The following is a 22,450-nucleotide window of genomic DNA, read 5'->3' as shown; positions in this document are numbered from 1 at the left end:
AATAAAATGATAAAGCCTATTAAAATTGGTATCGGTGGTCCGGTAGGTGCTGGGAAAACCATGTTAGTTGAAAAGTTAACAAAACATCTAAATACAGATTATGAAATTGCAGCAATTACAAACGATATTTATACGAAAGAAGATGCAAAGATTTTATTGAAAACAGGTGTTTTATCAGAAGATAGAATTATTGGTGTAGAGACAGGGGGGTGCCCGCATACAGCAATTCGAGAGGACGCTTCTATGAATTTTGAAGCAATTGAAGAACTCATGATTAGACATAATAATTTAGATATTATTTTTATTGAAAGCGGGGGTGATAATTTAGCTGCCACATTTAGTCCGGAGCTAGTGGATTTTTCAATTTATATTATTGATGTGGCACAGGGAGAAAAGATTCCGCGTAAAGGTGGACAAGGAATGATCAAATCTGATGTATTTGTAATTAATAAAACGGATTTGGCACCTTATGTAGGAGCTAATCTTGGAGTTATGGAGCAGGATACGAAAAATTACCGACATAATAAACCATACTTTTTTACAAATTTGAAGGATGAGGAAGGTTTACAAGAATTAATAAATTGGATGAGACAGAACATTATGTTAGAAGGACTGAAAAAATGAAATCCCCTACAGGTGTCTTAAACATTGATATGATGGAAAAGAGACATAAAACCGTACCTATTAAGGTTTATCATAAAGATGCCTTAAAAGTAACGCAGCCAATATATTTGGATGAGTATGGTAGAGCATATTACTATATTATGAATTCTGGTGGAGGCTATTTAAAAGGAGATTTCTATTCTATAAATATAAATGTTGGTAAAGATGCGAAAACATATATAACAAGCCAATCAGCAACGAAAGTTTACAAGACTCCAAATAGTTATGCTTTGCAAGAATTGAATTTTTATATTGGTGAGAATGCTGTTATGGAGTATTTACCAGACCCGTTAATTATGTACAAGGATGCAGCATATAAGCAAAAAACAAATATATATATGCAAAATAATTCTACATTGATTTTATGCGATTCAGTTACGCCTGGTTGGTCGCCAAATATGGAGAAGTTCACATACCAATATTTTGATTCGTTAACAAAAATATATATGGAAAATAAACTTGTAGTATACGATCATTTATTGCTAAACCCTTTCAAAGAGTCGTTAGATCAAATGGGAATATTAAATCAATATTCCCATTATGGTACTTTCATAGTTATTAATGAGAACATTACAAATGATTTAATTGCAACATTGAAAACATCACTTTCTAACACTAACAATGTGAAAATTGGAATATCTTCTACACCATGTAAAGGCTTTGTCATTCGCATACTTAGTCATAATACTGAGGATATGGAGTCTATATTTTTTCAGTGTCATCGTTTTGTTAGAGAGAATTGTCTACATGAAGAATTAACATCCTATCGAAAATATTAAGTAGGAGAAGGGGATACTATGACTAATGTGGGATTATTGTTTGTCGGTGCAGTTCTATTTATGAATTCACTAGCAGCTTTTAAACTTATTGATAGCAAAAGTGTAGGATACTTTAATTTATTTGTAGGGGCATTACAAACTTTGACACCATTATATTTATTATTTACAGGAAGTCAATCCGATGAGTGGACTATCCTATCTAATGGAACTATTTTTTTATTTGGTTTTACTTATTTATATGTTGGTCTTACGAATATATTAAAACTTGATTCTTCAGGTGTAGGTTACTATTCTCTTTGGGTTGCTATCATTGCAACGGTTATGGGAATTGTGAATCAATTACATGAGAGTGGTAGTTTGCAAAGTACAATAATTTGGTTCTTTTGGGCATTCCTTTGGTTTTTATTTTTCCTACAAGATGGATTGAAAAAGAAGATTCATATTTATGTAGGTATTGTTTGCTTCATTGAATCTTGGATTACTGCAACAGTACCAGCTCTGTTAACACTTACAAATCATACCGACGTGTTAAATAATTTTGTAATTATTTTAGCGACTATTATAACGATTTTAGTTTTTATTATGGCACTTTTCTTTTTCAAGAGTATTCAATTTAAAGTAGAAAGGGTTAGTAACTATGTGGAAAAGTGAACTGAAAAAGGCAACCAACTTTTTTGTTATTATTATATTTCTTCATGTGCTTGGAATTTTATTATTATTACCGGCGCTATATAAAGGTAATAGCATAATCGGAATGGCTATTATTGCATATTCTTTAGGATTGCGTCATGCGTTTGATAGTGATCATATTGTCGCAATTGATAATACTGTTCGGAAATTAATTGAAAAAGGTAAAAACTCACAGGGGGTGGGATTTTACTTCTCATTAGGACACTCTACGGTAGTATTTGCGATGATTGTATTAATTGCTTTAATTGGAAAAACGGCAAAACATGGAATGGAGAGCTTTTCAACTATAGGCGGTATTATCGGTACAATCGTTTCTAGTACATTCCTTATCATTATTGGTCTTACCAATCTGTTGTACCTTATTAAAGTGTTGAGAAGCCACGAGGACAAACAGCCAGAAAATTTAGGGTTTATATATCGTTTCACACAGCGCTTATTTACGTTTATTGATAGTCAGAAGCAATTGTATATAATCGGTTTTTTATTTGGACTTGGTTTTGATACAGCGAGTGAAATTGGATTAATTGCTCTTTCTACAGTAACTGCAACAAGTCAATCTATTCCACTTGTAAGTATATTTGCTTTCCCCGTTTTGTTTGCTGCCGGAATGTCATTGATGGATACATTAGATAGTACATTCATGAATACGAATTATAAGTGGGCAATGGAAAATAGTCGAATAAGAAATTCATATAATGTATTAATTACCTCAATATCTGTTATTACGGCTTTTTTAATAGGGGGATATCAACTATTATCTTTGCTTATTGAAAGCTATAATTTACAGGGCCCGTTTTGGAATCTCATACAAGTAGTTAATTTTGATTATCTGGGTATATGTCTTGTTGCATTCTTTATTATTTCTCTTATTGTTTTTGTTGTATGGAATAGAAATGCCTTTAAAGAACCGCTTACAAAGAGCATAGAGAAATAAAAATATATCATATGTCATTTGGTTCATTATGTATATAAAGTAAAATAAAAAACACGTTAGATGAAAATTCATCCAACGTGTTTTTTATTATTTATGTTCCTTATATTCATGTACTTTTTCTTTCGCATTACCAACTGTATCTTTAGCAGTGCCTTTCACCTTATCCCATTTTCCTTCAGCTTGTAATTTCTTATTGTCAGTTACTTTCCCAACAGCTTCTTTTACTTCGCCTTTTACCTTATCAATGGCACCTTCTACTTTTTCTTTTAAACCGTGTTCATGCTTAGTCATACATTTATCCTCCTTGTAGTTTGATTAGAATTCTCTTTTCATAGTGCAAGTTGAATGATGTACCTAGTAATAGCGTAACAAATCTAGTTGGAATATTCAAATGATTAATAGGATAGAAAAGGAATTGTCATAAAATGTTTAAAAATGTAACGGAAGGAGAAATAAAGTAAATTATAATATGTCTCTTGCGGTCCATATTGATTTTGTATAAGCAATTTTCATGTGGGCACGTTCCATGTTATTTTGACTGCCGCTACCGAACCTTGCTTGTCCAACTATTAAAGTACAATTGGATTCAATAGCTGTCTTAATTCGTTTTTGAATTAATGCAGTATGACAGCCTTTACGCTGAAATTCTGGCAAAGTAGCAGAAGCAGCTAATGATGCGACACCCTTATTTATATACAGGACACCAATACCAGCAGGGATATTTTGAACTTCAGCTATGAAAAAATGCCATCCTGGTTCATTGTAAAGAATTTCATTATTTTGGCGCACGCTATCTTTTGTAAAGGATGGCATATTAAATCCACATACATAAATGTCTGCAAAAATATCAAATTCATTTTCTTTTAGTTTTCGTATTGTAATATTAGAAGGAAGAAGTGATGAACTCTCTCTCGGTATACTATACAAAGCAGTATGGAAGCTAGATTGGTAAAAACCTTTTTGAGATAAGTATTGAAATAGTTCAGTTGTGCCTTGCGCTGGTGTAATTTCAAAACGGCAAGGAATTTGTAGTGATTCATAATAAGAAATGATTGCATCAATCGCATCTGCATTTGTAATACCTTTTACCGTATTAAAAGCAGGACCGGCAATTATTTTTGATGAAAAGGCAGTGGCACTACCGAAATTTTTTATTTGCACTTGCATTGGATTTTCACTCATTGCTTGTAGTCCCTCTAATCTAGAAGAGAGCATATCAATTTCTGCATTTTCAATTTCTGTTGCTATATCGAGTGTTATAACAGTAGTCATAAAATTCCTCCGTTAATAAATATATTTCATAGTACATATACGATTTTTGTTTTGAGATTCCTGTTGAAATGTGAGAGAATAAGAGGTTTTTTGGAAGGGAAATGGAAGTGAGCTGTCGAAGGGAGTGGAAACAGATTAAAGGTGGTGCTCTCATGAAACAAAAAACCGTGCAGACATGCTCTAATTGTGGTTCTCAAAACATAGGAGAAGGTGAGTTTGTCGGATATGCACAAATACGGAAAAAGGAAACGATGTTCACATCTTCACCGGTGGATGCTTATATTTGTACAGATTGCGGGAATATCCTTTTATTAAAAGTACGACATTATGAAAAGTTTAAGCAGAAGCCGTTATAATTATTGAGAAATGGTCATATCCAACGTTGTATACGAAACGACTTATGTTAAGGAAAATGAATATGAGTGATAGTTTACATATATATGAGTATGCTACAGATAAAGAGATGACAACTTTTACTGTATGGGATGCTCATCGATCGTTATGTGACACATATAACTATGTAGAAGAAATTGTGGGGCAATATAATGAAGGGCAAGTAGCACCTCTTGGAATTGTATTAAAAGAGGAGAAGAAACTTATAGGCACGTGTGGATTTATAAAATATGATTTGGTCACACATACAGCAGAAATTGCATACGCCTTATCTCGAAAATATTGGGGAAGAGGATTAGCTACGGAGGCTGCATTAGCTTTTTTCTACTATGGTTTTCATGAGTTGCATCTTAATAGTATTGAAGCGGGATGTGATTCAGAAAATGAAGCATCTGAAAAATTAATGAAACGTTTGAATATGGAGTACGAGTGCACGATTCAAAAGGATATGTTCATTAAAGGTAAGTATCGTGACACGAAAAGATATTGTATATCTCGAGAAAGATATATGGATAAATGAAATATTTCATATAAAAAACTCCTTTAAATGAATAAAGGAGTTTTTTTGTTTTTTATAACAATAATTACCTTTAATTGTTATAATTGGTTGTTAAGGGGTCTTGGTTTATTAACGCCATAATCATAGAAGGAAAATAGCTAAATCGTCTATAAAACCACTAAATAACACAATCGCAACCGTAAGTTGACAAAGTGCAACCCCGGGAAGATAGAGATAAGGGCAATGTCTACATACAATTTAGGTAAGAAAACAAAGGGGGGCACACATATGGGATTTGGTGAAAAGCTTTTTAAATTAAGAAAGGAAAAGGGCCTTTCTCAAGAAGCATTAGCTGAAAAATTAAACACAACAAGGCAAGCGGTTAGTAAATGGGAAAACGGTCAAGGTTTTCCTGAAACTGAAAAGTTAATAATGATTGGAAATGTTTTTGAAGTATCACTCGACTATTTATTAAAAGAAACTGCAGAGCAAAGTAATGAAAATGTGGATGGCTATTACGTAAGTCAGGAAATGGCAGAAGGGTATATAGTGTACGGACAAAAGATTTCAAAATATATAGCGTTAGGGTTTAGTTTGCTTATTTTGTCTACAATACCGTATCTATTATTTAAAGAAAATGCAACAATGTCGACATTTCTTGTCATTATCATTGCTGTTCTTGGAATTGGAGCAATGATGGCACCTGTAACGATAGAAGAGAGTCGATACAATGTATTGAAAAAGGAAGAACTACTATTTGATCAAAACTTTCTAAAAGAATTGACAAAAAGATATGTGATTATTAAGAAGAAGTATGCTGCGGTAATGATCGTTGGATTTTGTTTTATAGCAGCAGGCGCGATCCCGTTTTTGTTTGAGAAAAAGCATATCACTTCAGGGGAATTAGTTCAGTATTATCCGTACTGTGTTGTACTTATTGCTATCGGAGTTTATCTTTTTGTTCGTGTGTTAGGAGTATGGGAGATATATCGAATTTTAGTAGAAAATAAGGAATACAGTAATCGTTTTATTTTTAAACTGAAAAAGAAAGTAAGAAAAAAGGTAGATAGTTTATAAAAGATAAAAAACATGTTTCGAATCAATGTATTCAAAACATGTTTTTTATCGTTCTGAATTATTTCCAAAGAAATAATTCAGAAAAAACAGAAAAATGTCGTAACCATTTGCGGAATTCTGTTATAATAAACGAAAAATGAAAACGCTTTAAAGGGGGATATAACCAATATGATGATGAATGTACCGCTAACAATTAGTTCTATGATGGAAAGAGCAGAGAAACTGTTTTCGAAGAAAGAAATTGTTTCACGGACACATGATACAGTTACAACGTTAACATATAAGCAGTTAGGGGAAAGGACGAGAAGACTTTCCAGTGCGTTGAAAAAGCTTGGAATTAAAGAAGGTGAACGTGTAGGAACGTTAGCGTGGAACCATCATCGACATGTAGAAGCGTATTTTGCTATTCCAGGTATTGCTTCTGTTTTGCACACGATTAATATTCGTTTATCTCCTCAACATATTTCATACATTATTCAGCACGCAGAAGACCGAATTCTACTTATAGATGAAGATCTCGTACCGCTCGTTGAAAATATTCAATCACAATTATCAACTGTACAAGCTTACATTATTATGACTGATAAAGATGAACTTCCAAATACTATGCTGGAGCCTGTATATCATTATGAAAAGCTATTAGAAGAAGGCGATCCCAATTTCCAATTTGTAAAAGATATTGATGAAAATACACCTGCTGGTATGTGTTATACGTCAGCGACTACAGGAAACCCAAAAGGTGTTGTATATACGCATCGTAGTACTGTATTGCATTGTATGGCACTCGGTTTAGCTGATACAGCTGCTTTATCGGAAAGTGACGCAGCAATGGCAATCGTCCCGATGTTTCATGTGAACGCTTGGGGACTTCCTTTTGCGGCTACTTGGTTTGGATCAAAACAAGTTCTTCCTGGACCGATGTTTACCCCGAAAATTTTATTAGAGATGATTCAATCAGAAAAAGTGACGTTAGCTGCGGGTGTGCCGACAATTTGGCTCGGCGTATTACAAGAGTTAGAAAATAATAGTTACGATTTATCTAGTATGACGAGAATACTATGCGGAGGTGCAGCGGCGCCGAAAAGTGTTATTAAAGCATTTGAACAGAAACATAATGTTCCGTTCATACATGCATATGGTATGACTGAAACGAGTCCACTCGTAACACTTGCACGTTTAAAAAGTTATGAAACGGAATTATCGTATGAAAAGCAACTAGAAATTCGCTCCAAACAAGGATATCTTGTACCTGGTGTCGAGATGAAAGTAGTCGGTACAAATGGTGAAGTGAAGTGGGATGGTACTGAGATGGGAGAATTATGTTTACGAGCACCTTGGATCGCTGAAAGCTATTATAACGATGATCGTACTGTTGAAGGTTTTCGCGATGGATGGTTATATACTGGTGATGTTGTCACAGTGGATGAGGAAGGTTGCGTGAAGATTGTTGACCGTACGAAGGATGTTATTAAAAGCGGGGGAGAATGGATTTCTTCGGTCGATCTTGAAAATGCTTTAATGGCACATGATGCTATATTTGAAGCGGCTGTCGTTGCAGTTCCTCACCCTCAGTGGCAAGAGCGACCAATTGCCTGCGTCGTTCAAAAGAAAAATAGTACGGTTACAAAAGAAGAAATATATGAGTTTTTAAAACCACAGTTTGCGAAGTGGTGGTTACCAGATGATATTGTATTTATGGAAGAAATACCGAAAACATCTGTTGGGAAGTTTTTGAAACAGGCGCTTCGGAAAGAACTGGAGCATTTGCATAGAGAGAAATAAGTGAATTCTTATTTGTAAACTTAAATGAAATAAAAGTTGACAAAAGAAGGGTGGAAAGATAATATAATTTTCGTGATATGTTACCTAAAAACACTTTTAAGTTTACAAACAGGAGAAGAAAATATGCATACAAAAAAATTAGTTTTCGTCGCTTTATTTAGTTCTATTATGGGAGTGTTAGGGTTAATACCTCCGATTGCTCTTTCTATTACACCAGTTCCGATTACATTGCAATCACTCGGTGTTATGCTTGCGGGTGGATTGTTAGGGTCACGCCTTGGTGCATTAAGTCAGCTTATTTTCTTACTTATTGTAGGAGTTGGAGCACCATTACTTGCTGGTGGACGCGGTGGCCTTGGTGTATTTGTTGGGCCAAGTGCAGGATATTTACTTGGTTACATCATTGGAGCGTTTGTTATTGGTTATTTAATTGAGCGTTTACGTGAAGTTTCTATTATAAAAGTATTATGTATTAATATAATTGGTGGTATTTTCGTAGTTTATGTATTTGGTATTACTGTACAAGCGTTTTTAATGGATGTTTCTGTATGGGAGACAATGAAAGTGAGTGCTGTGTTTTTACCAGGGGATTGTATAAAAGCAATTATCGCGGCGATTCTCGTAACAAAATTACATCGTTCATTGAAACATATTATTACGCCCGCTTTAAAGAATGGAAAATATACAAATGCGGGATGATAAAGGGAAGAAACACGTTAATTCCGTGTTTCTTTTTATTATTTTTGTAAAGAAAGGACGTCTCATATGGGTATTACAAAAGAATACAAAAAGCATGCCTCTTTACAACCAAATAAAATAGCGATAAAGGAAAATGATAGAGTTTTAACATATAAAGAGTGGTTCGAATCAGTTTGTAAAGTAGCAAACTGGTTGCACGCAACAGAATCAAAGAATAAAACAATAGCAATCCTATTAGAAAATCGTATAGAGTTTTTACAACTATTCGCTGGTGCCGCTATGGCCGGGTGGGTTTGTGTTCCGTTAGATATAAAGTGGAAACAAGATGAGCTCAGAGAAAGAATTGAGATCAGTAATCTGGATATGATTGTGACAGAACGATATAAGGTAAATGATCTACCTGATGAAGAAGGAAGAGTAATTGAAATTGATGAGTGGAAAAGAATGATAGAGAAATATCTTCCTACACATTCCACTGTAGAAAGTTTACGAAATGCTCCCTTTTATATGGGATTTACATCAGGATCAACTGGAAAAGCAAAAGCATTTTTACGTGCACAGCAATCGTGGGTTCATAGTTTTGATTGTAATGTACATGACTTTCATATGAAAATGGAGGATTCAATTTTAATAGCTGGGACGCTCGTTCATTCTCTTTTCTTATACGGGGCAATAAGTGCATTATATGTAGGACAAACGGTGCACATTATGAGAAAGTTCATTCCGAATCAAGTATTAGATAAGTTAGAAACTGAAAATATATCGGTTATGTATACAGTTCCGACAATGCTTGAATCTTTATATAAAGAAAATAGATTAATAGAAAATAAAATGAAAATTATTTCATCAGGAGCGAAATGGGAAGCTGAAGCGAAAGAAAAAATAAAGAATATATTTCCTTATGCGAAAAGATATGAATTTTATGGTGCATCAGAGTTAAGTTTTGTAACAGCACTAGTCGATGCAGAAAGCGAAAGAAGGCCAAATTCAGTAGGAAAACCTTGTCACAATGTGCAAGTTCGAATATGTAATGAAGCAGGCGAAGAAGTACAAAAAGGCGAGATAGGAACTGTTTATGTGAAAAGTGATCAGTTTTTTATGGGATACATAATAGATGGGGTTTTAACACGGGAGTTGAATGCAGATGGCTGGATGACAGTGCGAGATGTAGGCTATGAAGATGAAGAAGGCTTTATATATATTGTTGGTAGAGAGAAGAATATGATTTTATTTGGAGGAATCAATATTTATCCAGAAGAAATAGAAAGTGTATTACATGAACACCCAGCTGTTGATGAAATAGTTGTAATTGGTGTGAAAGATAGTTACTGGGGTGAAAAGCCCGTCGCGATCGTAAAAGGAAGTGCTACGAAACAACAATTAAAGAGTTTTTGCTTACAACGATTATCCTCGTTTAAAATACCGAAAGAATGGCATTTTGTAGATGGAATACCTTATACAAATAGTGGGAAAATCGCTCGTATGGAAGCAAAAAGTATGATTGAAAACCGGGAGAAAACATATGAATAAGGCAGTTATTGTAGAGGCGAAAAGAACACCTATCGGTAAGAAGGATGGGATATTAAAAGAGTATGAAGTTCAGCAATTAGCAACGCCGCTTCTTACGTTTTTAAGTAAAGGAATTAAGAGAGAGATAGACGATGTTATATTAGGAAATGTTGTTGGGCCAGGAGGGAATGTTGCAAGATTATCTGCTTTAGAGGCAGGACTTGGCTATCATATTCCTGGTGTAACGATTGATCGGCAATGTGGTGCTGGTTTAGAAGCAATTCGAACTGCATGTCATCTCATTCAAGGCGGGGCAGGTAATTGCTATATCGCCGGAGGAGTAGAGAGTACAAGTACGTCACCTTTTCAAAAAAGAGCAAGATTTTCACCTGAAACAATTGGTGATCCTGACATGGGAGTAGCTGCTGAATATGTTGCGGAGCGTTATAACATAACGAGAGAAATGCAAGACGAGTACGCTTGTCTTAGTTATAAGCGGACACTGCAAGCGTTAGAAAAAGGATATATACATGATGAAATATTTTCTTTTAATGGATTATTAGATGAATCTATAAAGCCAGAAATGAATTATGAACGAATCATTAAAAGAACAAAGCCCGCATTTTTACAAAATGGAACAGTGACGGCAGGTAATGCATGTGGTGTAAATGATGGGGCATGTGCTGTTCTTGTAATGGAAGAGGGACAAGCCTTAAAGTTAGGTTATAAACCTGTCCTTCGTTTCGTTCGTAGTACTGTAGTGGGAGTGGATCCCAATCTCCCAGGGACTGGTCCGATATTTGCGGTGAACAGATTATTAAACGAAATGAATGTAAAAGTAGAGGACATCGATTATTTTGAAATAAATGAAGCATTCGCCTCAAAAGTTGTTGCTTGCGCAAAAGAGTTACAAATTCCGTATGAAAAATTAAATGTAAATGGTGGGGCAATTGCGCTCGGTCATCCGTACGGTGCATCTGGGGCTATGCTTGTAACACGTTTGTTTTATCAGGCTCAAAGAGAGTCTATGAAATATGGAATTGCTACATTAGGAATTGGAGGCGGGATAGGGATTGCGCTATTATTTGAGAAAGTAGAAGACTAGTGAGGTAACTAGTTTTCTACTTTTTGAGGAACATAAACATTGCTGCCAGGCTTCGCTTTCATTTCGTTCCAAGCAGCAATCGCATCAGCTTTTGCTTTTCCTTTATTATTTGGATCTTTGAAAAAGTCACGAGTAAAGCGATTGTATTCAAATTGTGCACCGATAGTTGTTTTGTATGTAGGGTCTTTTTTTCGTTCGTTTTCTTCATGCCAAAAAGCTACCGCGTCTTCATATGTTTTTCCAACATTCTCTTTGAAAAATTTTTGAAGAGCTACTGTAAAGCGGAAGTTTGTTCCGATTTTTTCTTTGAAAAAAGCACGAATCTCTTCGCTACAGCGGTGATTTTTAGTAATAATCGTTTGAAGAGAAAGGTCTTTATAAGAGAGGGGAGCTTTGCTCACTTTTTGCACAGAGCTGTTTTTTAAGACTTTCCCCGTAGTTAAATAATGTGAGATACGCTCGGTTATTTCGGTCTTAGAGCCACTAGCTGGCAGACCATGCTCGCGACAAAATGTTTGCAGTTCTGCTTTTAACCAATAATAATTTTGGAAATCTGTAAGAGATATAGTTTTTGTTAAAGATGGTCGCATGAATGTAACAACTACTTTCTTCCATAATTTTCTTTAATTATAAAACATACGTTCTTTTTATGGAAGGATTAATGTGTAAATATAATGGGAAGAGGAGGTTATATATAGAAAATATAATGCAAGTTCGTGTTACGGGAATTTTAATTGAAGATGAAAAAGTATTGCTAGTAAAGCAAAAAGTGGCTAATCGCGATTGGTCTTTACCTGGAGGAAGGGTAGAGAATGGTGAAGCGTTAGAAGAAGCGATGATTCGAGAAATGAGAGAAGAAACAGGATTAGAAGTTAAAATTAAGAAGCTACTCTATGTTTGTGATAAACCAGATGCTAGTCCATCTTTGTTACATATTACGTTTCTGCTTGAAAGGATTGAAGGTGAAATTACACTACCTTCTAACGAGTTCGATCATAATCCGATTCATGATGTGCAAATGGTACCGATTAACGAATTAAGTTATTATGGTTTTTCGGAAACTTTTATCAATCTTATAAGTGACGGTTTTGCAAATGCAGGGAGTTATCAAGGGTTGAAACAACATATAGGCCTGTAAATATAGTTGAAGGATAGCCGTTAGCTATCCTTCATAAACATGTTTTACACTGCTGACTGTAAAGAAGAAACAAGCTGATTTAAAAACTCGTCCCCGTGCATAACCGCTTTTCCGCCGCCGCGTGCACTCTTTTTATTTCCGCCACCTTTTCCTTCAATTGCAGGAAGAGCATCTTTTAAAAGAGCATTCATATCGAGCGTTACTGTTTTTCCGCAAGCGAGAATACATTGTAGTTTGTCATCATTTTCAATAACGAAATACGTAATTGCATGCTCTTGTTGTTCTGTAATGATAGCTGATAGTTTTGCAATTTCTTGCATAGAACGATCTGTAAATGCTTTAGAAATAAGTAACCCAGCATGTATTTCGGTGGGCTGTTGCAGTAATTCATTTGCCTCTGCAAATAATAATTTTTCATTCATTGTTTGTATTGTTTTTTCGTTTTCCTTTTGAGAGGTAAGAAGCTGTGCTACTTTTGCTGGGATATCAGTTTCGCTACTGTTTAATTGTTTGGAAACATCTTTCATAATTTGTTGCTGTTGCCCCATTAATTTAAGTGTACGCCAACCAGCGATAAAGGTTAAGCGTATACCACCTTTATTGCGCTCCCATCCTAGTACTTGAATAGGACCAACTTCACCAGTGCATTTCGGATGGGTTCCACCACAGCCATTGTAGTCGTAATTTTCGATAATAACAACACGTATATTCTCTGTCATAGTTGGTTCTTTACGAAGAGGTAATGTTTTTGCTTCTTCTAAGTTCATCCACTCTATACGGATTGGGTGGTTTTCAAAAACGATTTTATTGGCAATTTGTACTGCCTTTTCAACCGTTTCTGCATGCAGATTTTCTGTTTCTAAATCAATTGTTATCGTTTCTTTTCCAAGATGGAATCCAATCGTAGGTATGTTGAAATAGTCCCAAAAAACAGCAGATAAAATGTGCTGAGCTGCATGTTGCTGCATATGATCAAACCGGCGCTCCCAATTGATTTTACCTTCTACGTCTTCTGTGTGTAATTGTTCTGCAATGAAGTGGCGGATTTCTTCGTCGACTTCTTCAACATCAAGTACAGCAATACCATTTAAAGTTCCAGTGTCATGTGGTTGTCCGCCACCAGTCGGATAAAATGCGGTTTCGTTTAAAACAACGTATAAGTTACCGTCTTTATCATAATCTTGCTTTATAATTTTAGTAGTAAATTCTTGCTTATAAGCGTCAGTGTAATATAATTTGTGCTCCAATTTTCTTTCTCCTCTCGCATTAACTAGTTTCATTGTAAAGCAATTGAAATTAGTTTCCTAATATTTCAGAAGAAAGAAACTATTTTTAGAATTTTCTTGCTATAATAAGAAGAAAATGCGGGGGTGGAATAAATATGTTATATGAAAATGGCGTAGATAAACTGCTTAGTTTAAGCAAAAATATTTCTGAATTGTATCGAGAATTAAATGAAATGACCCGGATTTTAACGGATTGTAATCGAGAAAGTGTGAAGTTTGATCGGTTATATGTAAAAGAGTTACTTTGGAAGAAAGAAGATGTAATAGAGAAATATGACCAGCTACTTGTACAACTTTGTATTAACGAATGCTTTGATCTAAAAAGTGTCATTACAGGCGAATATAAGTATACATATGAAGAAGTGGAGAACATCGTTTTACAATTTAATGAGAAGTATAATGTTGCAATATTAATTAAAGATGTTTGTAAAGAATTACAGTTTACATATGGCATAGATATGGATATAACGAGAACAGCGCGGGTATCAACAGCGCAAGTATAAAAAGGGAAAAGAAAGCAGATCCTTTGCTTTCTTTTTTTATGTAAGAACAGGGAGAGTAGGTTTAAAGATGAAGGGAAAGTTAAAGCATATTCATCCACTTGGAATGAGTATTATTTTAGGGACATTGTTTGCTAGATTTGCTACTTCAATGAGTATCCCTTTTTTAGCGATTTATTTAACGACTGTTAAAGGTGTATCAGCTGGAATGACTGGTGCTATTATTGGAACGAGTGCACTTGTTGGTGTTTTTGCTAGTTTTATCGGAGGGAATTTATCAGATCGATTTGGCCGGAAAACGATTATGCTCTGGTCCATGATCGTTTGGATTTTTGTGTTTATAGGTTTTTCACTTGCGGATCATGTTTTAAGTTTCTTTTTATTAAATGCTTTGAATGGATTATGTAGGTCATTTTTTGAGCCAACATCAAGAGCGTTATTATCAGATTTAACGAAACCTGAGTATCGTTTACTCGTATATAATTTGCGTTACGGTGCAATCAATGTTGGAGTAGCGATTGGCCCACTTGTCGGGTTACAGATTGGAAGCGCAAAATCAACAATTCCTTTTTTAGTAGCAGCTGGAGTATACATTTTATATACAGCTATATTAGCGTTCCAATTTAAGAAGTATCCGATTGAAAAAAAGAAAGTAAATACAGAAAAGCCTGTCACAATGTTAAAGGCAATTCGTATTTTGCGAAAGGATGTCGTATTTTTAGTTGCACTAGTTGGTATTATTTTGAGTAATTGTGGTTTTTCTCATTTAACGACAACAGTATCTCAATATTTTGCAAATGCACATATATTTCAGGATGGAGTGAAATTATTTTCATATATGCTAGCTTTAAATGCGATTGTTGTAGTCGTAATTCAATACCCTGTTATTCAAATTTGTAAAAAGTATACACCGTTAACATCAATTATGGTGGGGGCTTTATTTGTGAGTGGGGGATTATTTGGCTTTGGAATAGTAGAATCCATGCTAGGTGCTGCCGTTTGTACAATTATTTTTACAATTGGAGAAGTCTTAATGTTTTCGATGACGGATGTATTTATTGATGATATTGCTGTTGCGCATCTAAAAGGAACATACTTCGGTGCGATGGGCTTTTCGGGAATTGGAGCAGTAATAGGTCCGTGGTTTGGAGGAGTACTTCTCGATTACTACGGGTACCAAAATGGGTTTGCAGTATTTTCAGCATTAGCTATATTCTCAACTGTGGCATTTCCTGTGCTTTTAGTTACAAAAGGTTTATTGAAAAAAAGATATGATAGAAATTCTAATATAGAAATGCATGCGAAATAACATAAGCCCCAGTACCAACTGGGGCTTATGTTTGTATTATATTAACTCTTAATTTGAAAAAAGAACTTTCTTTTCATGTTTATCAGCAACTTCATTTTTGGAAATATGAATGGCCAAAAAACCATTCTCTAAGCAGGCTAGCATCTTCTTATAAATAACATTAGCGGGTAAAGGGATAGTTCGCTGCAAAGAAATGTTTTTATGAAGTATGCAAATGGTTAGGCCTGTCTCCATCTTTTTAATGACTACATTTTGTTCATTGGCATTTGGTACATCTGTTTCCAAAATGTATTCTTGTTCAGTTTCGCAAAGGTCAATATGAATTTGATTTGGGAAACTAAAGTTACTACAAGAGTCAGAACAAAACTGATCCATCCATTCTTCGAAACCATCAACATGAAAAAGACAATCCTTCTTTTTCTTGCCCATGTAAGACACCCTCCGTAAAATCTCAATTCATACTATGTTATGCATGAATGAATTAGGGGTGAAGAATAAATGGAAAAATATAAACATTGTATGTGGAAAAGATAGCTAGTGTGCACTTTTTGTTTTACATATCATGATGCGCATGATGTTTTTGGCGTGAATGGTTACGGTTTTTTACTTTATGAGATCCGCTTAATGGTTCAGGTTGTCCTTTTTTTTCTTTCGCTTCACGATTGTTTTTTCCCATTGTATGTGACACCTCCTCTTCCTTTTTAGAATGAGAGAAGTTTGCAAATTTATACGAGAATGTTTTTAGAAAAAAAGGTAAAGATAATTGGGACTAACTATTACAGAAAGGGGATTATATAATGCCATATCATAAAGATAAACAACAAGCGTTTCAAGCAGCGCAGCAAGGCGTTACACAAGCAGAAAATGCATTTAACAACATTGTGAAAAATGATCCAAACTACGGTCATGATTTAAAAGAATTACGCCAAGAGGTTCAGGAAGCATATGAACAAATTCAAAATGCACTAGAGGTAGCTTCAGAAACACAACGTCCACAACTTGAGCAATATGAAAATAATCTCCAAAATATAATGCGAAATGTAGATCAATTAGAAAAGTAAATTAGGTTGTTGTGTATTTGACAACCTCTTACTTTAATGAACATTATGCGAAAACAGAAAATTTTTCTATTCGTTTTTTCTTTATTATGCGCAGTACATATATTTCAAGTTGAAAAAGTGGAAGCGAAAATGTTGCTCAGAAAAGAGCTAGAACCAACTGGCTATGTAACGTGGGAAGTACCTAATAATGAAAAAATTATTGCCATTACATTTGATGATGGACCAGATCCAACGTATACACCACAAGTTTTACATTTATTACGTCAATATAAGGCTGAAGCGACATTTTTTATGATTGGATTTCGAGTTCAGCGCAATCCATATTTAGTGAAACAAGTGTTAAAAGAGGGACATGAGATTGGAAATCATACGATGAATCATTTATATGCAAATAGTTCATCAGATGAAAAATTAAAAAAAGATATTTTGGATGGAAAAAAATTTTTCGAAAAATGGGTGAAAGAACCGTTGCTATTCCGTCCTCCTGGTGGATATATTAACGATGCTGTATTTAAAACAGCAAAAGAAGCAGGTTATCAAACCGTTCTATGGTCGTGGCATCAAGACCCACGTGATTGGGCAAATCCAGGGGTGGAATCTATCGTAAATCATGTAGTGAAAAATGCTAAAAGTGGCGATATTGTATTGTTACATGATGGAGGAAATGATCGTAGTCAAACGGTAGCAGCACTAGCAAAAATTTTACCTGAGCTAAAAAAACAAGGCTATCGATTTGTAACGGTTTCAGAATTGTTACGTTATAAACATTAGAAAAAATCCCAAAAGGTGAATGTTCCTTTTGGGATTTTTCGTTACTGGTTCTTTTTGCGTTTCTTATTATTTTGTCTTTCTGCAGGAGTTAAGTTTTCATTTGCAAACTCTTCGTCATAACCAGTACCTTGTCCTTGTGCGGATGCTGCATTCATTCCTGAAATAGTATGATTTGCTTTTCTTTTACCCATTTTATTTCACCTCTATAACATTTTTTTGTATGTTGAATGATGAGCAGTTCATAGTGTGTATGAACTATAAGTAAAGCGCTAATAGAGCACTTTACTTTATGGTAATAGTATTCATAAGGAGCATGAACACTATTCAAATTTAGAAACATAAAGAAAACTTATGATAATCTATAAGTTTCTTATTATTTACTTATTTAGAAAGTTGTAATAAGATATTATCGTAAGGTATTGAAAAGTTTGTCTACATTTTATATTCAGACAACTTAGTCACGTTTAACAGGGGGGAAACATAATGGTCAAACATAATCCATTTCAATCACGTGCAACTTTTGAAGTAGATGGAAAAACGTATCATTATTATGATTTGAAAGCGCTTGAAAATGCAGGGGTTGGCAACGTATCTCAATTACCATATTCCGTGAAAGTTTTACTTGAATCAGTACTTCGTCAAGTAGACGGACGTGTAATTACAGAAGAGCATGTTACAAATTTAGCGAAATGGGGAACGAAAGATGTGCAAGATATCGATGTTCCATTTAAACCATCTCGTGTAATTTTACAAGATTTCACTGGTGTACCAGCTGTTGTTGATTTGGCTTCGCTTCGTAAAGCAATGGCAGACATGGGTGGAGATCCTGATAAAATCAATCCAGAAATTACTGTAGACCTTGTAATTGATCACTCTGTACAGGTTGATAGAGCGGGTACGGCAGACGCGCTTGCATTCAACATGGACTTAGAGTTTAAACGTAATGAAGAACGTTATAAATTTTTAAGCTGGGCACAAAAATCATTTGATAACTATCGTGCAGTTCCACCAGCTACAGGTATTGTACACCAAGTAAACCTTGAATATTTAGCACCAGTTGTTCATGCTGTGAAAAATGCTGAAGGTGACTTAGTTGCATACCCAGATTCATTAGTTGGAACAGACTCACATACAACAATGATTAATGGTATCGGCGTTCTTGGATGGGGTGTTGGTGGTATTGAAGCAGAAGCAGGAATGCTTGGACAGCCTTCATACTTCCCAGTACCTGAAGTAATCGGTGTGAAATTAACAGGTACACTTCCAAGTGGTACTACAGCAACTGACGTTGCCTTAAAAGTAACGCAAGTATTACGTCAAAAAGGTGTAGTTGGTAAATTCGTTGAGTTCTTCGGTAATGGACTAAAGAGCATGCCTTTAGCTGACCGTGCAACAATTTCAAATATGGCACCAGAATACGGCGCAACTTGTGGATTCTTCCCAATCGATGATATTTCATTAGAATACTTACGTTTAACAGGTAGAGATGAAGAACAAATTCGCGTTGTTGAAGAATACTGTAAAGCGAACGGTTTATTCTATACAGCAGACAGTAAAGATCCAATCTACACTGATCTTGTAGAAATTGATTTAAATACAATCGAATCTAACCTTTCTGGACCGAAACGCCCACAAGATTTAATTCCACTTTCAGATATGAAAGATGCGTTCCACAAAGCTGTTTTAGCACCAGTTGGAACACAAGGACTTGGATTTAATGAGCAAGAGTTCGATAAAGAAGTGAAGGTTACATTAGAAGATAAAGAAGTAACGATGAAAACAGGTGCAATTGCAATCGCTGCAATTACAAGCTGTACAAATACATCAAACCCATACGTATTAATTGGAGCAGGTCTAGTTGCGAAGAAAGCAATTGAAAAAGGACTTGTAGTACCTGAGTATGTAAAAACATCATTAGCACCAGGATCTAAAGTTGTTACTGAGTACTTAGATAAGTCTGGTTTAACAACATATTTAGATCAATTAGGTTTCCAAACAGTTGGTTACGGTTGTACGACTTGTATCGGTAACTCTGGTCCATTAGCGCCAGAATTAGAAGAAGCAATCGCAGCAAACGACTTACTAGTAACATCTGTTTTATCTGGTAACCGTAACTTTGAAGGGCGTATCCACCCACTTGTAAAAGCAAACTACTTAGCATCACCACCACTAGTTGTGGCATATGCACTTGCAGGTACTGTTGATATTGACCTGAAAAATGATGAAATCGGTAAAGATGCAAATGGCAATGCTGTTTACTTCAACGATATTTGGCCATCAGCTAAAGAAATTGAAGATGTAGTTCAAAGTGTTGTTACATCTGAACTGTTCAAGAAAGAATATGCACAAGTATTTAACAGCAATGAGCGTTGGAATGAAATCCAAACTTCAAATGAAGCGTTATATACTTGGGATAATGATTCAACATACATTCAAAACCCACCATTCTTTGAAGGATTATCTAAAGAGCCAGGTGAAGTTGAAACATTATCAGGCCTACGCGTAGTTGGTAAATTTGGTGACTCTGTAACGACAGACCACATTTCACCAGCAGGTTCAATCGGTAAGCATACACCAGCTGGACGCTACTTATTAGAAAACGGCGTACAACCAGTTGACTTCAATTCTTACGGTTCTCGTCGTGGTAACCATGAAGTTATGATGCGTGGTACATTCGCGAACATCCGTATTAAAAACCAAATCGCACCAGGAACAGAAGGCGGATATACAACATATTGGCCAACAGGTGAAGTAACGTCTATCTATGATGCTGCTATGAAATATAAAGAAGATGGCACAGGCCTTCTAGTTGTTGCTGGTAAAGATTACGGTATGGGAAGTTCTCGTGACTGGGCTGCGAAAGGAACAAACTTACTAGGTATTAAAGCAGTAATTGCAGAAAGCTTTGAGCGTATTCACCGCAGTAACTTAGTGTTAATGGGTGTACTACCACTTCAATTTAAAGATGGCGAAAGTGCTGAAACGTTAGGTCTTGTTGGTAACGAGTCATTTGAAATTCAAATCGACAAAACAGTTAGACCACGCGATCTTGTGAAAGTAGTTGCAACTGATGCAGATGGCAATGAAAAACAATTTGAAGTAGTAGCTCGTTTCGATAGTGAAGTAGAAATTGACTACTACCGTCACGGTGGTATTCTGCAAATGGTTCTTCGTGAGAAAATTGAAGAGTCTAAAGTGTCGAACTAAATAATTGAAATGAACAATAAGGAAGCTAACAATAGTTAGCTTCCTTATTTTATGGAAAGGGATGAAACCATTTGGTTTCATCCCTTTCTTTTTACTACGAAAAATGGAGGAAACGTCATGAAAGAATATAAAAGAATTCTGTTACCGTTACAGAAAGAAAAAATATTAGTAATAGCAGCTGTATGTAGTGGGATAATTGCTGCCATTTTAAATTTATCTCGCCCAATTTTCATGGGATTAATTGTAGACAATCTTATTCAAAGGGAGCTAAAAGGTGCGTATGTATATATAGCTTTGTTTGCGGGTAGTCACTTTTTAATGTGGGCGAACAATCTTTTATTTGATTATATAAGTTCAAAAGCGAGTCAACGTATATTACAAACGAAACGTATAGAATTATTGCGTCACTATTTCTCATTACCGTTTGAAGAGAGTGAGAAGATTAAGCAAGGAGAGTTAGAAACTTTGGTCGTGTCTGATATTCCGAACTGGGTCAGATTATATGGCTCTATATTAATAGAATATATACACGCTATTGCCCAATTTATTGGAGCTTTCATAGCACTACAACATATAGATATACAGTTTATATTGTGGGTAACTCCGTTTTTATTTTTAAGTACAATTGTTCCAATACTGATGGGAGAAAAGGTAAGAGATATTGCAAGCGTTTCTCAAAAAAATCACTCAAGTGTTGTAGAGATGGTGTCACAGTTTGTAAAGGGGATACAAGATTTGCGGAGTTTACAAAAAGAAAAATGGGCAATTCGCTTATTTAAAGAAGTAACGGCACAATCGTATAAATCAGAAGTAAAGAAGACGATGATGCAACATTGCATTGGAGTAGTTGGAACGGTGATTGAAACAGGAGCATATATTGTTGTTCTCATTATAGGTGCACAAAAAATAATGAGGGGAGAAATAGAAGTTGGTTCACTCATTGCAGTGTTAGCGACAATTGAGATGCTCTTTTTCCCTGTCCGTTATGTGGGCGATTTATTAATAATGACACAAGTTGCAGTCGCTTCGGCAAATAGAGCTTTTTGCTTTTTAAATAAACGAGCAGCAGATAGCAATGTAGAAAGAGCGATGGGGATCAGGATAACAAATGTTTCATTTCAGGAGAATGACGAAGAGAAATGCAGAATTCATAATATTGATTTGCAAATTCGTCCTGGTGAACTCGTTATGATTGTGGGAGAAAGCGGTGCAGGAAAAACAACGCTTTTAAAGTTAATAACGGGCTTGTATAAACCATCTAACGGTAGCATTGCTTATTATGGTAATGAAGCTCGTATGACTACAGTGTGGCAAGAACCACGTTTTTTCCGAACGACGGTAACAGAGAATATGTATTTCGGGGAAGAGGGTTTAGAAAATCAGTTAGAAAAAAATAGTGAACTTATAAATGCAACGCCGATTATTAGAGGGTTACCTGAAGGGAGTCAAACTGTGCTACATAAAAGCGGTGAAGAGTTTTCGGGAGGCGAAAGAAAACGTCTTGCATTATTGCGCGCGATTGTATCAAATCCAACTCTTATTATTTTAGATGAACCGACGGCTGGGTTAGATCCGGGCAATCAAGAACTGGTTTGGAATATGATTGAAGGGATAGGAAGAGATGTAACGAGAATTGTGGCAACACATGATGTAGAGAGAGCGATGATAGCAGATTGTGTTGTTGTCATAAAGAATGGGACTATTGTGGAATGTGGGAATCCTAGAGAATTATTAAATTGCAACTCATTGTACAAAGAGTTGCAAACAAAAAGATAA

25 protein-coding genes are annotated in these 22,450 nt (G+C 35.4%); 18 read left to right on the top strand and 7 right to left on the bottom strand.

What is annotated here, in order from left to right; translation table 11 throughout:
* Positions 1 to 6: 6 nt before the first annotated feature.
* From ureG to QO049_RS17940, 4 genes are read left to right on the top strand one after another with little or no spacing between them, the layout of a single operon-like run.
* Positions 7 to 624, top strand: coding sequence for an urease accessory protein UreG (ureG, locus tag QO049_RS17955; protein ID WP_000594928.1), 618 nt, complete (start codon positions 7 to 9; stop codon positions 622 to 624).
* On the top strand, positions 621 to 1,442 hold the full coding sequence (locus tag QO049_RS17950) for an urease accessory protein UreD (RefSeq protein WP_246960917.1): 822 nt from the start codon (positions 621 to 623) through the stop codon (positions 1,440 to 1,442). Before ureG ends, QO049_RS17950 begins: the two co-directional genes overlap by 4 nt.
* Before the next feature lie 18 nt (positions 1,443 to 1,460).
* Positions 1,461 to 2,093 (top strand): AmiS/UreI family transporter, encoded by a 633-nt coding sequence (locus QO049_RS17945; protein WP_000185993.1) that lies wholly within the window; start codon positions 1,461 to 1,463, stop codon positions 2,091 to 2,093.
* Positions 2,080 to 3,066, top strand: a complete 987-nt coding sequence (locus QO049_RS17940; protein ID WP_000265977.1) for a HoxN/HupN/NixA family nickel/cobalt transporter — start codon at positions 2,080 to 2,082, stop codon at positions 3,064 to 3,066. Before QO049_RS17945 ends, QO049_RS17940 begins: the two co-directional genes overlap by 14 nt.
* A gap of 87 nt (positions 3,067 to 3,153) precedes the next feature.
* Here QO049_RS17940 and QO049_RS17935 read toward each other — a convergent pair whose 3' ends face one another.
* Both QO049_RS17935 and QO049_RS17930 read right to left on the bottom strand, forming a co-directional pair.
* Positions 3,154 to 3,357, bottom strand: a complete 204-nt coding sequence (locus tag QO049_RS17935) for a CsbD family protein (protein WP_098281423.1) — start codon at positions 3,355 to 3,357, stop codon at positions 3,154 to 3,156.
* Positions 3,358 to 3,528: 171 nt separating this feature from the next.
* The gene (locus QO049_RS17930; protein WP_098281424.1) at positions 3,529 to 4,338 is read right to left on the bottom strand and encodes a GNAT family N-acetyltransferase; all 810 of its coding nucleotides are present in this window, start codon (positions 4,336 to 4,338) and stop codon (positions 3,529 to 3,531) included.
* 152 nt (positions 4,339 to 4,490) lie between these two features.
* Between QO049_RS17930 and QO049_RS17925 the strand changes: the two genes are divergently transcribed.
* The 7 genes from QO049_RS17925 (at position 4,491) to QO049_RS17895 (ending at position 11,402) form a co-directional block, all read left to right on the top strand.
* The gene (locus tag QO049_RS17925) at positions 4,491 to 4,694 is read left to right on the top strand and encodes a hypothetical protein (protein ID WP_000810948.1); all 204 of its coding nucleotides are present in this window, start codon (positions 4,491 to 4,493) and stop codon (positions 4,692 to 4,694) included.
* The gene (locus QO049_RS17920; protein WP_000582844.1) at positions 4,691 to 5,251 is read left to right on the top strand and encodes a GNAT family N-acetyltransferase; all 561 of its coding nucleotides are present in this window, start codon (positions 4,691 to 4,693) and stop codon (positions 5,249 to 5,251) included. The genes QO049_RS17925 and QO049_RS17920 overlap by 4 nt, the downstream gene beginning before the upstream one ends.
* A 267-nt stretch (positions 5,252 to 5,518) precedes the next feature.
* Complete coding sequence (locus QO049_RS17915) at positions 5,519 to 6,307, top strand: helix-turn-helix domain-containing protein (protein ID WP_000505614.1); 789 nt, start codon at positions 5,519 to 5,521, stop codon at positions 6,305 to 6,307.
* A 168-nt stretch (positions 6,308 to 6,475) separates the two neighbouring features.
* Entirely contained in the window at positions 6,476 to 8,089 is a 1,614-nt protein-coding gene (locus QO049_RS17910) for a long-chain fatty acid--CoA ligase (protein WP_061655810.1), read from the top strand.
* 123 nt (positions 8,090 to 8,212) lie between these two features.
* Positions 8,213 to 8,788, top strand: a complete 576-nt coding sequence (locus tag QO049_RS17905; protein ID WP_000556954.1) for a biotin transporter BioY — start codon at positions 8,213 to 8,215, stop codon at positions 8,786 to 8,788.
* A 66-nt stretch (positions 8,789 to 8,854) separates the two neighbouring features.
* Positions 8,855 to 10,318: an acyl-CoA synthetase gene (locus QO049_RS17900; RefSeq protein WP_048568329.1), complete on the top strand. Its 1,464-nt coding sequence runs from the start codon at positions 8,855 to 8,857 to the stop codon at positions 10,316 to 10,318.
* Positions 10,311 to 11,402, top strand: coding sequence for an acetyl-CoA C-acyltransferase (locus QO049_RS17895; RefSeq protein ID WP_087947806.1), 1,092 nt, complete (start codon positions 10,311 to 10,313; stop codon positions 11,400 to 11,402). Before QO049_RS17900 ends, QO049_RS17895 begins: the two co-directional genes overlap by 8 nt.
* Positions 11,403 to 11,410: 8 nt before the next feature.
* Here the strand turns inward: QO049_RS17895 and QO049_RS17890 are convergent, their stop codons facing one another.
* The gene (locus QO049_RS17890) at positions 11,411 to 11,992 is read right to left on the bottom strand and encodes a DUF6434 domain-containing protein (RefSeq protein ID WP_098568266.1); all 582 of its coding nucleotides are present in this window, start codon (positions 11,990 to 11,992) and stop codon (positions 11,411 to 11,413) included.
* A 59-nt stretch (positions 11,993 to 12,051) separates the two neighbouring features.
* Between QO049_RS17890 and QO049_RS17885 the strand changes: the two genes are divergently transcribed.
* Positions 12,052 to 12,540 carry an NUDIX domain-containing protein gene (locus QO049_RS17885; protein WP_284489365.1) on the top strand — a complete coding sequence of 163 codons (489 nt, stop codon included), beginning with the start codon at positions 12,052 to 12,054 and terminating at the stop codon, positions 12,538 to 12,540.
* A gap of 44 nt (positions 12,541 to 12,584) precedes the next feature.
* Here QO049_RS17885 and QO049_RS17880 read toward each other — a convergent pair whose 3' ends face one another.
* Entirely contained in the window at positions 12,585 to 13,787 is a 1,203-nt protein-coding gene (locus QO049_RS17880; protein ID WP_170924527.1) for an alanyl-tRNA editing protein, read from the bottom strand.
* Between the two features lie 134 nt (positions 13,788 to 13,921).
* On the opposite strand from QO049_RS17880, the gene QO049_RS17875 reads away from it, so the two are divergent.
* Both QO049_RS17875 and QO049_RS17870 read left to right on the top strand, forming a co-directional pair.
* Positions 13,922 to 14,329 carry a hypothetical protein gene (locus QO049_RS17875; protein WP_000965133.1) on the top strand — a complete coding sequence of 136 codons (408 nt, stop codon included), beginning with the start codon at positions 13,922 to 13,924 and terminating at the stop codon, positions 14,327 to 14,329.
* A 67-nt stretch (positions 14,330 to 14,396) separates the two neighbouring features.
* On the top strand, positions 14,397 to 15,635 hold the full coding sequence (locus QO049_RS17870) for an MDR family MFS transporter (protein WP_087947803.1): 1,239 nt from the start codon (positions 14,397 to 14,399) through the stop codon (positions 15,633 to 15,635).
* A 48-nt stretch (positions 15,636 to 15,683) separates the two neighbouring features.
* Here the strand turns inward: QO049_RS17870 and QO049_RS17865 are convergent, their stop codons facing one another.
* Both QO049_RS17865 and QO049_RS17860 read right to left on the bottom strand, forming a co-directional pair.
* Complete coding sequence (locus QO049_RS17865; RefSeq protein WP_000516731.1) at positions 15,684 to 16,064, bottom strand: Hsp20/alpha crystallin family protein; 381 nt, start codon at positions 16,062 to 16,064, stop codon at positions 15,684 to 15,686.
* Positions 16,065 to 16,188: 124 nt separating this feature from the next.
* The gene (locus tag QO049_RS17860; protein WP_000517649.1) at positions 16,189 to 16,311 is read right to left on the bottom strand and encodes a small acid-soluble spore protein P; all 123 of its coding nucleotides are present in this window, start codon (positions 16,309 to 16,311) and stop codon (positions 16,189 to 16,191) included.
* Between the two features lie 121 nt (positions 16,312 to 16,432).
* Between QO049_RS17860 and QO049_RS17855 the strand changes: the two genes are divergently transcribed.
* Positions 16,433 to 16,696: a hypothetical protein gene (locus QO049_RS17855; RefSeq protein WP_001146295.1), complete on the top strand. Its 264-nt coding sequence runs from the start codon at positions 16,433 to 16,435 to the stop codon at positions 16,694 to 16,696.
* Positions 16,697 to 16,741: 45 nt separating this feature from the next.
* Positions 16,742 to 17,467: a polysaccharide deacetylase family sporulation protein PdaB gene (gene pdaB, locus QO049_RS17850; protein ID WP_003284976.1), complete on the top strand. Its 726-nt coding sequence runs from the start codon at positions 16,742 to 16,744 to the stop codon at positions 17,465 to 17,467.
* Positions 17,468 to 17,508: 41 nt separating this feature from the next.
* Here the strand turns inward: pdaB and sspO are convergent, their stop codons facing one another.
* Positions 17,509 to 17,658 (bottom strand): acid-soluble spore protein SspO, encoded by a 150-nt coding sequence (gene sspO / locus QO049_RS17845; RefSeq protein ID WP_246960914.1) that lies wholly within the window; start codon positions 17,656 to 17,658, stop codon positions 17,509 to 17,511.
* Positions 17,659 to 17,950: 292 nt separating this feature from the next.
* Here sspO and acnA point away from each other — a divergent pair, with 292 nt between their 5' ends.
* Complete coding sequence (gene acnA / locus QO049_RS17840) at positions 17,951 to 20,674, top strand: aconitate hydratase AcnA (RefSeq protein WP_000238558.1); 2,724 nt, start codon at positions 17,951 to 17,953, stop codon at positions 20,672 to 20,674.
* Positions 20,675 to 20,791: 117 nt separating this feature from the next.
* Positions 20,792 to 22,450 carry an ABC transporter ATP-binding protein gene (locus QO049_RS17835; RefSeq protein WP_000666360.1) on the top strand — a complete coding sequence of 553 codons (1,659 nt, stop codon included), beginning with the start codon at positions 20,792 to 20,794 and terminating at the stop codon, positions 22,448 to 22,450.

The sequence above is a fragment of the Bacillus sp. RB3 genome (assembly GCF_030164735.1).
GTDB classification, from domain to species: Bacteria; Bacillota; Bacilli; order Bacillales; family Bacillaceae_G; genus Bacillus_A; species Bacillus_A cereus.
The sequence above is the reverse complement of the archived record's forward strand: the minus strand, read 5'-3'. Positions and strand labels throughout refer to the sequence as shown.

Coding starts and splice junctions, on each gene's coding strand:
- ureG (WP_000594928.1), top strand. CDS start 7: ATGATAAAGCCTATTAAAATTGGTATCGGTGGTCCGGTAGGTGCTGGG.
- QO049_RS17950 (WP_246960917.1), top strand. CDS start 621: ATGAAATCCCCTACAGGTGTCTTAAACATTGATATGATGGAAAAGAGA.
- QO049_RS17945 (WP_000185993.1), top strand. CDS start 1,461: ATGACTAATGTGGGATTATTGTTTGTCGGTGCAGTTCTATTTATGAAT.
- QO049_RS17940 (WP_000265977.1), top strand. CDS start 2,080: ATGTGGAAAAGTGAACTGAAAAAGGCAACCAACTTTTTTGTTATTATT.
- QO049_RS17935 (WP_098281423.1), bottom strand. CDS start 3,357: ATGACTAAGCATGAACACGGTTTAAAAGAAAAAGTAGAAGGTGCCATT.
- QO049_RS17930 (WP_098281424.1), bottom strand. CDS start 4,338: ATGACTACTGTTATAACACTCGATATAGCAACAGAAATTGAAAATGCA.
- QO049_RS17925 (WP_000810948.1), top strand. CDS start 4,491: ATGAAACAAAAAACCGTGCAGACATGCTCTAATTGTGGTTCTCAAAAC.
- QO049_RS17915 (WP_000505614.1), top strand. CDS start 5,519: ATGGGATTTGGTGAAAAGCTTTTTAAATTAAGAAAGGAAAAGGGCCTT.
- QO049_RS17910 (WP_061655810.1), top strand. CDS start 6,476: ATGATGATGAATGTACCGCTAACAATTAGTTCTATGATGGAAAGAGCA.
- QO049_RS17905 (WP_000556954.1), top strand. CDS start 8,213: ATGCATACAAAAAAATTAGTTTTCGTCGCTTTATTTAGTTCTATTATG.
- QO049_RS17900 (WP_048568329.1), top strand. CDS start 8,855: ATGGGTATTACAAAAGAATACAAAAAGCATGCCTCTTTACAACCAAAT.
- QO049_RS17895 (WP_087947806.1), top strand. CDS start 10,311: ATGAATAAGGCAGTTATTGTAGAGGCGAAAAGAACACCTATCGGTAAG.
- QO049_RS17890 (WP_098568266.1), bottom strand. CDS start 11,992: ATGCGACCATCTTTAACAAAAACTATATCTCTTACAGATTTCCAAAAT.
- QO049_RS17885 (WP_284489365.1), top strand. CDS start 12,052: ATGGAAGGATTAATGTGTAAATATAATGGGAAGAGGAGGTTATATATA.
- QO049_RS17875 (WP_000965133.1), top strand. CDS start 13,922: ATGTTATATGAAAATGGCGTAGATAAACTGCTTAGTTTAAGCAAAAAT.
- QO049_RS17870 (WP_087947803.1), top strand. CDS start 14,397: ATGAAGGGAAAGTTAAAGCATATTCATCCACTTGGAATGAGTATTATT.
- QO049_RS17865 (WP_000516731.1), bottom strand. CDS start 16,064: ATGGGCAAGAAAAAGAAGGATTGTCTTTTTCATGTTGATGGTTTCGAA.
- QO049_RS17860 (WP_000517649.1), bottom strand. CDS start 16,311: ATGGGAAAAAACAATCGTGAAGCGAAAGAAAAAAAAGGACAACCTGAA.
- QO049_RS17855 (WP_001146295.1), top strand. CDS start 16,433: ATGCCATATCATAAAGATAAACAACAAGCGTTTCAAGCAGCGCAGCAA.
- pdaB (WP_003284976.1), top strand. CDS start 16,742: ATGCGAAAACAGAAAATTTTTCTATTCGTTTTTTCTTTATTATGCGCA.
- sspO (WP_246960914.1), bottom strand. CDS start 17,658: ATGGGTAAAAGAAAAGCAAATCATACTATTTCAGGAATGAATGCAGCA.
- acnA (WP_000238558.1), top strand. CDS start 17,951: ATGGTCAAACATAATCCATTTCAATCACGTGCAACTTTTGAAGTAGAT.
- QO049_RS17835 (WP_000666360.1), top strand. CDS start 20,792: ATGAAAGAATATAAAAGAATTCTGTTACCGTTACAGAAAGAAAAAATA.